The organism is Pseudoalteromonas sp. SWYJZ98 (assembly GCF_015864495.1).
GTDB classification, from domain to species: Bacteria; Pseudomonadota; Gammaproteobacteria; order Enterobacterales; family Alteromonadaceae; genus Pseudoalteromonas; species Pseudoalteromonas distincta.
On the sequence record NZ_JADYXA010000109.1, the window covers coordinates 1 to 608 of the forward strand.

2 tRNA genes and 1 rRNA gene are annotated in these 608 nt (G+C 39.0%); all 3 read right to left on the reverse strand.

The features are described from left to right. Positions 1–256: 256 nt before the first annotated feature. Positions 257–332 (reverse strand) — tRNA-Ala (locus I6F10_RS20035). A 50-nt stretch (positions 333–382) separates the two neighbouring features. Further along, positions 383–459 (reverse strand) — tRNA-Ile (locus tag I6F10_RS20040). 76 nt (positions 460–535) lie between these two features. After that, positions 536–608 (reverse strand): 16S ribosomal RNA (locus tag I6F10_RS20045); the annotation flags it as partial.

Sequence of the window (608 nt, forward strand, 5' to 3'; positions counted from 1 at the left end):
AATATTGAATACTAAAGTAGATACCAATCAATCAACTCATAAGAGTTAATTAAATGGCACTGAATGGTACTGCTACCATTCTTTTTTTACTTTTGAAAACTCTGTACAAATAATAATGTTATTTATACGAATTTTATTATCAGCTTTTCCAAATTTTTAAAGAGCAAGAGAAATAAAAACTTCTCAAAATTAAACACACTCTATTCTCAGGCGGTTAATGGCCCGATAAAGAATATTTATTTTTAAGAAGTAAAAGTGGTGGAGCTAAGCAGGATCGAACTGCTGACCTCCTGCGTGCAAGGCAGGCGCTCTCCCAGCTGAGCTATAGCCCCACATATGCTGGTACTTACTGTTTTAACCATCTTCTTGATTAGACAAGAAGTGGTGGGTCTGAGTAGATTTGAACTACCGACCTCACCCTTATCAGGGGTGCGCTCTAACCAGCTGAGCTACAGACCCAAAACAATAAGTGTTGTTCTCTTTACAATAACAATCATCTGTGTGGACACTACGAACAAATAAGTTCTAAATCGTATAAGGAGGTGATCCAGCCCCAGGTTCCCCTAGGGCTACCTTGTTACGACTTCACCCCAGTCATGAATCACTCC